This window comes from Klebsiella sp. SWET4 (assembly GCF_024296565.1).
Classification (GTDB): domain Bacteria; phylum Pseudomonadota; class Gammaproteobacteria; order Enterobacterales; family Enterobacteriaceae; genus Klebsiella; species Klebsiella variicola.
The window spans coordinates 84735-96894 of record NZ_JANCOB010000006.1 but is presented as its reverse complement, the minus strand read 5'-3'; the positions used below and the strand labels follow the sequence as shown (position 1 = coordinate 96894).

The following is a 12160-nucleotide window of genomic DNA, read 5'->3' as shown; positions in this document are numbered from 1 at the left end:
AGCGCGCAGCAGAAGTTGTTACAGTGCGGGTGTTGGATTGCAACTGCTGCGGCAGGCAAAACCTGATCACCTGGCGTTTCGTCGGGGGTCAGGTTTTTTTGTTTCTGGGGTCTATATGCAAATCGCCAAAGTACTCAATAACAATGTGGTGGTGGTTCTTGACGAGCACCGGCGCGAACAGGTGGTGATGGGGCGAGGGCTGGCCTTTCAGAAACGCCCGGGCGACGTGCTGGACGACAGTAAAATTGAAAAAGTCTTCGCCTTACAGAGCGATGAACTGGTAGGCCGTTTAGGTGAGTTACTCAGTCAGATACCGCTAGAAGTGATGACCACCTGCGATCGCATTATCGACCTGGCACGCGGGCGGCTGGGCAAGCTACAGGAAAGTTTGTACATCACATTAACGGATCACTGTCATTTTGCTATCGAGCGGCAGAAAAAGGGCATCGCACTGCGTAACGTGCTGCTGTGGGAGATTAAGCGGCTGTATCCGAAGGAGTTCGCGCTGGGTCAGGAGGCAAGGGCCATTATTGCCAAAAGGCTTGGTGTGGAGCTGGCGGAGGATGAAGCCGGATTTATCGCCCTGCATCTGGTGACGGCGCAGCTCAACAGCGAAATGCCGGAGGTCATGCACGTGACCCGGGTGATGCAGGAGATCCTGCAGCTGGTGAAGTATCAGCTGCAGCTTAACTATGACGAAGAGTCATTGAGCTATCAGCGCTTTGTCACTCATCTCAAGTTCTTCGCCCAGCGGATGCTGACGCGCACGGTGGTGGAAGATGACGACGTCTCGCTGCACAGCGCGGTGAAAGATAACTACGCTAAAGCGTGGAAGTGTGCGGAAACGGTGGCGACGCATCTGCAAAAGCAGTATCAGCGGTCGCTGACCACCGAAGAGATTATGTTTCTTGCCATTCATATCGAACGGGTAAGAAAAGAGGGGCGTTAATTCCCCCCAACAAAACTGGATTGTTACTGCATGATGCAGGCAAAACCTGAGCGCGACGCCCACCGGCGTGGTTCTCGGGTTTTTTTATTTTTTACTACTCAGTCGCCGGTTGTCTGCGGGCAGCGGCAGTAAGGAAAAGAGCATGGAATATAAAGCACTCGCGCAGGATATTCTCAACCGCGTCGGCGGCAAAGAGAACATTGTGAGTCTGGTTCACTGTGCGACACGTCTGCGTTTTAAACTGAAAGATAACGGCAAAGCCGATGCCGAAGGGCTGAAGGCCAATCCGGGCGTCATTATGGTGGTGGAGAGCGGTGGCCAGTTTCAGGTGGTGATTGGCAACCACGTTCACGACGTCTGGCTGGCGGTGCGCCAGGAGGCGGGGTTAAGCGATGACAGCGAACCGGTTGCCGGGGAAAAAGCGGCCAAAGGATCGGTGTTAAGCCAGCTTATCGACATCATTTCCGGCATTTTTACACCGTTTATCGGCGTGATGGCGGCGACCGGTCTGCTGAAAGGCCTGCTGGCGCTGGCGGTGACCTGCGGCTGGCTTACGCCGGAGCAGGGGACTTATAAAATCTGGTTTGCCGCCAGCGACGCGCTGTTCTTTTTCTTCCCGCTGTTTCTTGGCTATACCGCCGGGAAGAAGTTTGGCGGCAACCCGTTTATCTCGATGGTGATTGGCGGGGCGTTAACCCACCCGCTGATGATTCAGGCCTTTGAGGCCAGCCAGGCGCCGGGCGCGGCGGTGGAGCACTTTCTCGGCATCCCGGTGACCTTTATCAACTACAGCTCGTCAGTGATCCCGATTATTCTCGCCTCGTGGGTCTGCTGCTGGCTGGAGCGCAAGAGCAACGCGCTGTTGCCGTCATCGATGAAAAACTTCTTCACCCCGGCGATCTGCCTGGCGGTGGTGGTCCCGCTCACCTTCCTGGTGATTGGCCCGGTCGCCACCTGGCTGAGCCATCTGCTGGCCAACGGCTACCAGTTCATTTATGCGTTTGCCCCATGGCTGGCGGGCGCGGTACTGGGCGCCATGTGGCAGGTGTGCGTTATTTTTGGCCTGCACTGGGGGCTGGTGCCGTTGATGATCAACAACATGACAGTACTTGGTCACGACTCCATGCTGCCGATTATTCTTCCGGCGGTGATTGCCCAGGTGGGGGCGGTTCTGGGGATTTTGCTGGCCACCCGCGATGCGCGTCAGCGGATGCTGGCCGGTTCCGCCTTCTCTGCCGGGCTGTTTGGCATCACCGAGCCGGCTATCTACGGTCTGACCCTGCCGCTGCGTCGTCCGTTTATCTTCGGCTGTATCGCCGGCGCCATCGGCGGGGCGATCACTGCCTTCAGTAATAGCCATGCTTACTCGTTCGGTGTGCCGAATATCTTTTTCCCGGCGCAGATGATCCCGCCCGGCGGCATTGACGCCAGCGTCTGGGGCGGGCTTATCGGCACCGGCGTGGCTTTCGTGCTCGCCTGCGTGCTGACCTTCTTCGCCGGCATGCCGCGCGCCAGCGCTGCACCGGGCGCCGTGACGGTAGCCCCGGCCTCGGCAAACGATATTCTGGCGCCGATGAGCGGCAGCGTTATCGCCCTCGAGCAGGTGCCGGATAGCACCTTCGCCAGCGGCCTGCTCGGTAAAGGGGTCGCCATTATCCCGGCGGTGGGCCAAGTGATTGCCCCGTTCCCGGGCGAAGTGGCTTCCCTGTTTCAGACTAAACATGCCATCGGCCTGCAGAGCGACAGCGGCATTGAGCTGTTGATCCACGTCGGCATCGACACGGTCAAACTCGACGGCGTGCCGTTTACCGCACATGTCAAAGAGGGCGACAGGGTGCAGGCCGGCGATCTGCTGATCGAGTTCGATCGTCAGGCGATTCTGGATGCCGGTTACGACCTGGCGACCCCGATCATTATCAGCAACAGCGACGACTACCGGGAAATTGATACGGTGGCGTCCAGCGCCGTCGAAGCCGGCCAGCCGCTGTTGTCAGTCAGCCATTAATCACAGGAGAGAGAGATGAAAACATTCCCGGCGGATTTTTTATGGGGCGGCGCGACCGCGGCGAATCAGGTGGAAGGGGCTTATCTGGAAGAGGGCAAAGGCTTATCCACCTCCGATGTGCAGCCGCACGGCGTGTTCGGCGAGGTGGTCGAGCGCGTACCCGGCGACAGCGGTATTAAGGATGTGGCGATCGATTTTTACCATCGCTACCCGGAAGATATCGCTCTGTTCGCCGAGATGGGCTTTAACTGCCTGCGGGTGTCCATCGCCTGGACCCGCATCTATCCCAACGGCGATGACGCCGAGCCCAACGAAGCCGGTCTCGCGTTCTACGACAAGCTGTTCGACGAGATGGCGAAGCACAACATCACCCCGCTGGTGACGCTGTCGCATTATGAAATGCCGTGGGCGCTGGTAAAAAACTACGGCGGCTGGGGCAGCCGGGAGGTGATTGGTTTCTTTGAGCGCTACGCCCGCACGGTGTTCAGCCGCTATAAAAATAAGGTCAAATTGTGGCTGACCTTTAACGAAATCAATATGTCGCTGCATGCTCCGATGACCGGCGTCGGCCTGCCGGCCGGCAGCAGCAAAGGCGAGGTGTATCAGGCGATTCACCACCAGCTGGTGGCCAGCGCTCTGGCGGTTAAAGCCTGTCACGAGCTGGTGCCCGAGGGCAAAATCGGCAATATGCTGCTCGGCGGGCTGATGTATCCCCTGAGCTGCAAACCGGAAGATGTGTTTGAGACGCTGCAGGAGAATCGCAGCTGGCAGTTCTTTGGCGACGTGCAGGCGCGCGGCGCGTACCCGGGCTATATGCAGCGCTTTTTCCGCGACAACGGCATCACGCTCACCATTACCGATGCCGATCGCGAGGCGCTGAAAACCACCGTCGACTTTATCTCCTTTAGCTACTACATGACCGGCTGCGTCACCGCCGACGAGGCGCTGAACCAGCAGGCGCGCGGCAATATTCTCAGCATGGTGCCGAACCCGCACCTGGCGAGCTCGGAGTGGGGCTGGCAGATAGACCCGCTGGGCCTGCGTACGCTGCTGAACGTGCTGTGGGATCGCTATCAGAAGCCGCTGTTTATCGTGGAAAATGGTCTGGGCGCCAAGGATAAGGTGGAAGCCGATGGCAGCATTAACGATGGCTACCGCATCAGTTACCTGAACGACCATCTGGTGCAGGCGCGGGAAGCCATTGACGATGGCGTTGAGCTGATGGGCTTTACCAGCTGGGGGCCGATTGACCTGGTGAGCGCCTCGAAGGCGGAGCTGTCGAAGCGCTATGGCTTTATCTATGTCGACCGTCATGATGACGGCACCGGCACCCTGGCGCGCAGTAAGAAGAAGAGTTTTGACTGGTATAAAGAGGTGATTGCCAGCCGCGGCGCCAGCCTGAAAGCGTAAAGCATGCCCGCCCGGCCATCGCCGGGCGGGGAATTAGCCCGGTTTACGCGCGCGCAGTAAAAAGATCATCGGACGTTCTTTCTCTTCATCCAGGGCGGGCTGTTGGACAATCTGTTCGGCGCTCGGACCCCACTCATCCAGCTGCTCCAGCACAAAACCCGCGGCGATAAGCGCGTTTATCCAGCTTGAGAGCTTGCGATGTTGCTTGATGACGCCCTCGGCAAACCAGTTGCTGACGCGCTCACCCTCCTGCTGATAGTGACTGACCGGCCAGCTTTTCTGTCCCTGGTCATCCACCCGCCAGCCCTGCTGCAAGGGGGCGGTATAGATGGGATGTTCGGCGGAAAAGACCAGGGTGCCGCCGGGAACCAGCGCCTGCTGCAGGGTGGCGAAGAGCGGGGCAATGTCCGGTAAATAATGCAGCGCCAGCGAGCTGTAGACCAGATCGCAGCTGTTGGCGGGCAGCGTCAGGGTTTGCAGATCGGCGCAGCGGTAGACAATCTCATCCCCGCGGGTCATCTCCCGCGCCTGCGCCAGCATGCGCTGGGAGATATCAAAACCGGTTATCTGGCTGGCTCCCTGCTGCTGTGCCCAGCGGCAAAACCAGCCGTAGCCGCAGCCGAGATCCACCACCCGCAAACCGGTTATCGGCGGCAACATTGCCTGCAGGGAAGGCCACTCCGGTGCGCCATCCAGCCCCTTCACCGAGCGATCGAGGGTCGCATAGCCGGCAAAAAACTGCGGGTCGTCATAAATATTCTGACTCATATTCATCCCTTGAATTGATAAGGTTGTTTATTTTTAGCTAACTAATAATTTAGTCACACGCTTTACTAAACGCGTTTAATTCAATTAACTTATGATAACCAACCTGATTAAGTTATCTGACCTGTCTAATGAAATTGATATTAAATAAAAGCGTGCTGGCGGCATTGCCCCTGGCCATCGCGCTGGCTGGCTGCGCGCCATCTCATGAGGTTGCTAATCCGCCGCAGCAGCAAATTCCAGCCTCCCATGTTTCCATGGATCTCCCTGCCGCCGTGAAAAATGGCTGGCCGCAGACCGACTGGTGGAAAGACTACCACGATGCCCAACTGGATAATCTGATTCAGCGCGCACTCGCCAATGCGCCGGATATGCAAATTGCCGAACAGCGCATCAGGCTTGCCGAAGCGCAGGCGCGAATGTCGCAGGCGAATCTTGGCCCGGAGATGGATTTCTCCGCCGATGTTGAACGCCAGCGCATGTCGGCCGAAGGCCTGATGGGGCCGTTCGCCACCGACACCGACGGCAATACCGGCCCGTGGTACACCAACGGCACCTTCGGCCTGACCGCTGGCTGGGATCTGGACCTGTGGGGTAAAAACCGCGCGCTGGTGAAAGCGCGCATCGGCGAGCTGAAAGCCCAGGTGGCGGAGCAGGCCCAGACCCGCGAATTGCTTTCTGGCAGCGTGGCGCGCCTGTACTGGCAGTGGCAGACGGAAGCGGCGATTAAAGCAGTGCTGCAGCAGGTGAAGGGTGAGCAAAATAATATCGTGACGGTCGACAAGGCCCTGTTGCAGCGCGGGATCACCAACTCCGCCGAAGGGGCGGAGAACGATATTAACGTCAGCAAAACCGACCAGCAGCTGGCGGACGTGGCGGGCACGATGAAAGAGATTGAAGCGCGCCTGATGGCCCTGACCAACAGCCAGAGCCAGTCGCTGAACCTCAAACCGGTCAGCCTGCCGACGGTCAGCGCGCAACTGCCTGATACCCTCGGCTATGAGCTGCTGGCGCGCCGCCCGGATCTGCAGGTTGCTCACTGGTACATTGAGGCATCGCTGAGCGAAGTGGACGCGGCGAAAGCGGCGTTTTATCCCGACATCAATCTGATGGCGTTCCTGCAGCAGGATGCCCTGCACTTAAGCGATCTTTTCCGTCACTCGGCGCAGCAGATGGGCGTCACCGCCGGACTGACGCTGCCGATCTTTGACAGCGGCCGCCTCAATGCCAATCTGGATATTGCCAGCGCGCAGAACAGCCTGTCGATAGCGCAGTACAACAAAGCGGTGGTGGATGCCGTCAACCAGGTGGCGAAAACCGCCAGCCAGGTCGAGACGCTGATGGCCAAAAGCCAGCAGCAGCAGCAGGTTGAAAAAGACGCCCAGCGGGTAGTGAACCTGGCGCAGGCCCGAATGGCGGCGGGGATCTTACCCGGCTCCAGAGTCAGTATGGCGAAGCTCCCGGCGCTGCAGGAGCGCATTACCGCATTGCGCCTGCACGGCCAGTGGATTGACGCCAGCATTCAGCTGACTTCTGCTCTCGGCGGCGGCTATCACCAGAGCGTGAAATAACCGGCGCAACGGCGCGCCTGCGGGTGCGCCGTTTAGTCTTTCTTCTTCCTTTCTCGCCGCCTGAGCCACCAGTGGGCGGCAACCACAAGTCCTACCGCGAGGATCAGCCAGATCCAGTGCTTCAGATGGGCGTCCAGATGGTGCAGCCACGGGCCAACCACCTCGCCGCCGAGATAGCCAATGGTGGTAAACAGCAGGGCCCACACCAGCGCTCCGACAATATTCAACGGCAGGAAAATGCGCGGCGGCAGGCGGCTGGCGCCGATCAGCAGGGGGCCGATTACCCGGAAGCCATACATAAAGCGGGTGCCGATGACAAACAGCCACGGCCGGTGCTGGATCATGCGCTGCGCTTTACGTATTCGCGCCTTCTGGCTGGCGAAACGGCGCAGAATGCGTCCCCCGAAGCGGCGGCCGACCAGATAGAGCAGCTGATCGCCAATCATCCCGCCGAGGGCGACGGCGATCACCACCAGGGGAAACTTCAGTAACCCCTGATGCGCTGCGACGCCGCCCAGCAGGGTAATGGTCTCACCTTCCGCCATGCTGCCGACGATCAGCGCCGCGTAGCCATACTGGGAAATCAGGTGATTGATATCCATAAACAGCTTATCTCCTTATCTCATCACCTGTTAATCATACACCCTGCTGACCAAAACGCGGCGACGCAGTTTTTTTGCGCTGTACACAAAATAATCTACAGGGTGAATTATACTTGGATCAGTGCAGTACGAAGCCGTGACAAGGGGGACGCTATGAACCATGTCTGGGGGCTCTTCGCTCATCCCAACCGGGAGATGAGCGTGATAAAGAGCGAGAATGAAACCATTTCTCATCACTATACGCACCATGTGCTGCTGATGGCGGCGGTTCCGGTGGTGTGCGCCTTTATCGGCACTACGCAGCTGGGCTGGAACTTCGGCGACGGCACCGTTATTAAACTGTCGATGTTGACCGGTCTGGCGCTGGCGGTACTGTTTTACGCCGTGATGCTGGCCGGGGTGGCGATCATGGGGCGGGTTATCTGGTGGATGGCCAGGCAGTATCCGCAGCAGCCTTCGCTGAAACGCTGCATGGTGTTTGCAGGCTATGTGGCCACGCCGCTGTTCCTGAGCGGGATTGTGGCGCTCTATCCGCTGGTCTGGCTGTGCGCGCTGATCGGTACCATCGCGCTGTTTTACACCGGCTATCTGCTCTATCTGGGCATCCCGACCTTCCTGAGCATTAACCGGGAAGAGGGTTTAAGCTTCGCCAGTTCGACGCTGGCCATCGGAGTGCTGGTACTGGAAGTGCTGCTGGCGATCACCGTGGTACTGTGGGGGTATGGTTACCGACTCTTCTGATCGCACGTCACTGGATAATATGCATTGCCGGCAAATATGTATTTTGTGTCGGCAATGCAGCATTTCTTCACGATTCTTATTAGGCACAGGGCCTTACGGCGCGGTATGATGGCGTTTGCCAGCGATGTTGCCCACTTAACCTCGCGGCGTACGTTCCATAACGTGCAAAAATACTTTTCAGAATGCCCATGATGCCGAAATTTCGAGTCTCTTTGCTCAGCCTGACCTTGCTGCTGGCTGTGCCTTTTGCGCCCCAGGCGTTAGCAAAAACCTCCGTGGCGGTTGCCGCCTCGCAGCCGGATATCGCCTCCGGCAGCGCCATGATCGTCGATCTGGCCACCAAAAAAATCATCTATGCCAGCCAGCCGGATCTGGTGCGCCCGATGGCGTCAATCACCAAAGTGATGACCGCCATGGTGGTGCTCGATGCCCATCTGCCGATGGATGAGATGCTGACGGTGGATATCAGCCATACGCCGGAAATGAAGGGGATCTACTCCCGCGTGCGCCTCAACAGCCAAATCAGCCGCCGCACGATGCTGCTGCTGGCGCTGATGTCTTCCGAGAACCGCGCGGCCGCCAGCCTGGCGCATCACTATCCAGGCGGCTACGATGCCTTCATTCGCGCGATGAACGCCAAAGCCCAGGCGCTGGGCATGACTCATACCCGCTACGTGGAGCCGACTGGCCTGTCGGTGCATAACGTCTCCACCGCCCGCGATCTGACCAAACTGCTGATCGCCAGCGAGCAGTATCCGCTGATCGGTCAGCTGAGCACCACCAAAGAAGAGACCGCCACTTTCGCCCATCCGGCCTACAGCCTGCCGTTCCGCAACACCAACCATCTGGTGTATCGCGATAACTGGAATATCCAGCTGACTAAAACCGGCTTCACCAACGCTGCCGGCCACTGCCTGATTATGCGTACGGTGATTAACCAACGCCCGGTGGCGCTGGTGGTGATGGATGCCTTCGGTAAATACACCCACTTCGCCGACGCCAGCCGCTTGCGGACCTGGATTGAAACCGGGAAGGTGATGCCGGTACCCGCCTCGGCGCTGAGCTATAAAAAGCAGCGCGAAGCGCAGATGGCAGAGGCGATGCTGAAAGGCGGCGCGCAGACCGCGCAGAACGATTAATCTGCCTGTCCCCCGGATGGCGGCGCATTGCGCCTTATCCGGGCTACGTGATTTGGCACCGGGTTCGCCCCCTTCGCAAGCCCGGCAAGCGCAGCACCGCCGGGCAATATACCCGACACCGTGCCGCGTTTGTGCCGGATGGCGGCGCATTGCGCCTTATCCGGGCTACGTGATTTGGCGCCGGGTTCGCCCCCTTCGTAGGCCCGGCAAGCGCAGCGCCGCCGGGCAATATACCCGACACCGTGCCGCGTTTGTGCCGGATGGCGGCTCGCGCCTTATCCGGGCTACGTGATTTGGCGCCGGGTTCGCCCCTTTCGTAGGCCCGGCAAGCGCAGCGCCGCCGGGCAATCAGGCCGAGTGCCGGTGTTTGTGCCGGATGGCGGCTGACGCCTCTCCGGAACCGCGCTGAACGGTAGCCCGGCTAAGGCGTTTACGCCGCGAGCCGGGGATTTGACGCCGTATATCACTCCGGCAGCGTCCAGTCGCCGTCACCCAGCGCGCGCTGCATAATCAACGTATCTCGCCAGTCGCCCATCTTGTAGCCCACGCTGCGCAGTTGACCCGCCACGGTAAAACCAAACTTTTTATGGATCGCCAGCGAACCGGCATTGTTATGGCCATCGCCAATGATCGCCAGCATCTGCCGCCACGGGCCTTTCTCGCATTCGGCGATCAGCCGCGACAGCAACGCGCTGCCGATGCCGCGCCCGCCCATCCCGGATTCCACGTAGATCGATTCCTCAAGCGTGTAGCGATAGGCCGGACGAGGCCGATAGAAGGTGGCGTAGCAGTAGCCGACGATGGCGCCGCGCCACAGCGCCACCAGCCAGGGCAGCCCGTTATCGCGGACGGTTTTGATCCGTTTACGCATTTCGTCAACGGTAGGGGGGATCTCTTCAAAGGAAGCGCGGCCATTGAGCACGTGCCAGACATACAGCGCGGCGATGGCGTGCGCATCGTCGGGCAGCGCTTCACGAATTTCTAAATCACTGTCGAGTAACGGGGCCTCTGCGGGCATGGCGGCGCTCCTGAATCTGCCGGAGAGACATTCTCCGGCGTGCAGCGTAATACAGAAGCGCCAGGCTGAATAGTCCTGCCGCTGATTATTGCGGATCTGCCGGGGAGACCGGCGTTGGTGCCGCTTCACCCCAGTATTTCTGCTTACTGGTTTTACCAATCCCCGGGTTCATGCTGTTGGTCGGATCGTTCTGGCGATAGAACTGCTGCAGGCTCTCCGGGGCCTCATACAGATGACCCACGTTATGCTCCGCCGGGTACTGGGCGCCGCGCGCTTTCAGCAACGCCAGCATCTGCTCTTTCAGAGCGTGGGCGTCGACCCCTTTCTTGACGATGTAATCCTGATGGAACACATGGCACATAAAGTGGCCATAGTAGAGCTTATGCACCAGCTGGCTGTCGATCTCCGGCGGCAGATGTTCGAACCACTCGGTATCGTTGCGGCGCAAGGCGATATCCAGCGCCAGAATATCTTCCACTTCGTCAGCATGCACCGCCTGATAGCGGATGGCCGCGCCGGCGGCGGCAAAGCGGTGCAGAAACGCCTTGCTGCCTTCCTCCGGCGTACAGGCGAAGAAATCCCCCTCGGCCTGCTGGAAGTATTCCGTCAGCCAGCGCTGCGCTTCTTCGATGCCATCCCCGGCCATCTTCAGCAGCAGATGATGTTCATATTTATCACGCCAGGTTTTCATCCGCTCCGGTAAGTGCGCCGGGAAGACGTGGCCGAGCTTCTGCATAAAGCGGTCGGTAAAGTGCGGCTTAAACAGCGAGACTTTCTCCAGCATCGCGTCGGTGCGCCCCTTCATGGTGAAGAAGAACGGCATTTTGTCGGTGCCGAGCTTGTCGATCATCAGGAAGGTGTCTTTGCCATACTTCTCGGCGATATCGTAAATATCGCGGTGCATATATTCCCCGGCCACCGGCAGATGCTGGAACTCGGCGAGGATATGGCGGCGGATCTCGGTCAATACCTGCGGCTGGTTGGTGCCAATGTAAAACACCTGCTGGCGTTTTTCCGCCGGGAAGGTATCCAGACGCGCGGCGAAAACCGCCAGCTTGCCGGCGCAGCCGGAGGATTCGAACAGGCGGTCCGGGTCGGCGTTGTAGCGCGCCGGGGTGTCGGCATCGACATCGCGCACGCGGGTCACATAGTCGTGATCGTGGGCGTGGCGGCCGTCGTGCAGCACATCGCTATCGCTGATGCGCTCGTCGTCGAGGCGGCTGAGGATCTGCTCCGGCGTGCTGCCGAGATCAATGCCCAGATGGTTGACCAGCTTCAGCTTGCCGTCGGCGTCAATCTGCGCGAACAGCGACATCTCGGTATAGGCGGGCCCGCGCTGCACCAGCGAACCGCCGGAGTTGTTGCAGATCCCGCCGATCACCGATGCGCCGATGCATGACGAGCCGATCACCGAGTGCGGCTCGCGACCCAGCGGTTTGAGCGCTTTTTCCAGCGAATAGAGGGTAGTGCCGGGCCAGGCCAGCACCTGCTCGCCTTTGTCCAGCAGATGCAGTTTGTCCAGGCGCAGGGTGCTGATAATCACGATCTCGCGATCGTAATCATTGCCGTTGGGGGTCGAACCTTCGGTCAGGCCGGTGTTGGCCGCCTGCATCAGAATAATTTTATCGGCGTCTACGCAGGCGTTGAGCACGCGCCAGAGTTCCAGCAGGGTGCCGGGAAAGACAACCGCCAGCGCCTCGCCCTGACCGGAGCGGAAGCCTTTGCGGTAGCGTTGGGTTTTTGCCGGGTCGGTCAGCAGATGCGAAGGGCCAACCAGGCGCGCCAGATCCGCCAGAAACGTTTTATGGGTATTAGTGGGTGCAGATGACATGTTCCACTCCTTGTGGTGGTGCGCGAAATATCGAGGATAAGCATAGCGCTTTGTATGACAATTTGATGCATGAATGTTTCGCAAAAATCAGAGAAGAACCTTAGCATTCTGCGGGCGCGTTGTTTATAT

The 12160-nt window shown here is 59.2% G+C and carries 9 protein-coding genes and 1 pseudogene; 6 read left to right on the top strand and 4 right to left on the bottom strand.

The genetic code is table 11. The features are described 5' to 3' along the window. Positions 1–115: 115 nt before the first annotated feature. The 3 genes and pseudogenes from bglG (at position 116) to NKJ21_RS15310 (ending at position 4364) form a co-directional block, all read left to right on the top strand. The gene (bglG, locus tag NKJ21_RS15320) at positions 116–949 is read left to right on the top strand and encodes a transcriptional antiterminator BglG (protein ID WP_002912842.1); all 834 of its coding nucleotides are present in this window, start codon (positions 116–118) and stop codon (positions 947–949) included. 30 nt (positions 950–979) lie between these two features. Beyond that, positions 980–2954 (top strand): annotated as a pseudogene (gene bglF, locus NKJ21_RS15315) (PTS beta-glucoside transporter subunit IIABC). A 15-nt stretch (positions 2955–2969) separates the two neighbouring features. Beyond that, positions 2970–4364, top strand: coding sequence for a glycoside hydrolase family 1 protein (locus tag NKJ21_RS15310; protein ID WP_088717730.1), 1395 nt, complete (start codon positions 2970–2972; stop codon positions 4362–4364). A gap of 33 nt (positions 4365–4397) precedes the next feature. Here NKJ21_RS15310 and NKJ21_RS15305 read toward each other — a convergent pair whose 3' ends face one another. Beyond that, positions 4398–5132 (bottom strand): bifunctional 2-polyprenyl-6-hydroxyphenol methylase/3-demethylubiquinol 3-O-methyltransferase UbiG, encoded by a 735-nt coding sequence (locus NKJ21_RS15305; protein WP_008804040.1) that lies wholly within the window; start codon positions 5130–5132, stop codon positions 4398–4400. A 128-nt stretch (positions 5133–5260) separates the two neighbouring features. Here NKJ21_RS15305 and mdtQ point away from each other — a divergent pair, with 128 nt between their 5' ends. Next, positions 5261–6700 (top strand): multidrug resistance outer membrane protein MdtQ, encoded by a 1440-nt coding sequence (gene mdtQ, locus NKJ21_RS15300; RefSeq protein WP_008804041.1) that lies wholly within the window; start codon positions 5261–5263, stop codon positions 6698–6700. Positions 6701–6732: 32 nt separating this feature from the next. On the opposite strand, the gene NKJ21_RS15295 is transcribed toward mdtQ, so the two are convergent. Beyond that, positions 6733–7302, bottom strand: coding sequence for a DedA family protein (locus NKJ21_RS15295; protein WP_008804042.1), 570 nt, complete (start codon positions 7300–7302; stop codon positions 6733–6735). A 153-nt stretch (positions 7303–7455) separates the two neighbouring features. Between NKJ21_RS15295 and NKJ21_RS15290 the strand changes: the two genes are divergently transcribed. Next, positions 7456–8043, top strand: coding sequence for a Yip1 family protein (locus tag NKJ21_RS15290; protein WP_008804043.1), 588 nt, complete (start codon positions 7456–7458; stop codon positions 8041–8043). 188 nt (positions 8044–8231) lie between these two features. Next, the gene (gene pbpG / locus NKJ21_RS15285; RefSeq protein ID WP_162542788.1) at positions 8232–9182 is read left to right on the top strand and encodes a D-alanyl-D-alanine endopeptidase; all 951 of its coding nucleotides are present in this window, start codon (positions 8232–8234) and stop codon (positions 9180–9182) included. Positions 9183–9645: 463 nt separating this feature from the next. On the opposite strand, the gene NKJ21_RS15280 is transcribed toward pbpG, so the two are convergent. Continuing rightward, complete coding sequence (locus NKJ21_RS15280; RefSeq protein ID WP_008804045.1) at positions 9646–10200, bottom strand: GNAT family N-acetyltransferase; 555 nt, start codon at positions 10198–10200, stop codon at positions 9646–9648. 85 nt (positions 10201–10285) lie between these two features. Continuing rightward, positions 10286–12031, bottom strand: a complete 1746-nt coding sequence (gene dld, locus NKJ21_RS15275) for a D-lactate dehydrogenase (protein ID WP_008804046.1) — start codon at positions 12029–12031, stop codon at positions 10286–10288. Positions 12032–12160 lie beyond the last annotated feature (129 nt).

What these genes read in the sequence shown, in the direction of transcription:
- mdtQ (WP_008804041.1), top strand. Translation starts at nt 5,261, where the DNA reads ATGAAATTGATATTAAATAAAAGCGTGCTGGCGGCATTGCCCCTGGCC.
- NKJ21_RS15295 (WP_008804042.1), bottom strand. Translation starts at nt 7,302, where the DNA reads ATGGATATCAATCACCTGATTTCCCAGTATGGCTACGCGGCGCTGATC.
- dld (WP_008804046.1), bottom strand. Translation starts at nt 12,031, where the DNA reads ATGTCATCTGCACCCACTAATACCCATAAAACGTTTCTGGCGGATCTG.
- bglG (WP_002912842.1), top strand. Translation starts at nt 116, where the DNA reads ATGCAAATCGCCAAAGTACTCAATAACAATGTGGTGGTGGTTCTTGAC.
- NKJ21_RS15305 (WP_008804040.1), bottom strand. Translation starts at nt 5,132, where the DNA reads ATGAGTCAGAATATTTATGACGACCCGCAGTTTTTTGCCGGCTATGCG.
- pbpG (WP_162542788.1), top strand. Translation starts at nt 8,232, where the DNA reads ATGATGCCGAAATTTCGAGTCTCTTTGCTCAGCCTGACCTTGCTGCTG.
- NKJ21_RS15310 (WP_088717730.1), top strand. Translation starts at nt 2,970, where the DNA reads ATGAAAACATTCCCGGCGGATTTTTTATGGGGCGGCGCGACCGCGGCG.
- NKJ21_RS15280 (WP_008804045.1), bottom strand. Translation starts at nt 10,200, where the DNA reads ATGCCCGCAGAGGCCCCGTTACTCGACAGTGATTTAGAAATTCGTGAA.
- NKJ21_RS15290 (WP_008804043.1), top strand. Translation starts at nt 7,456, where the DNA reads ATGAACCATGTCTGGGGGCTCTTCGCTCATCCCAACCGGGAGATGAGC.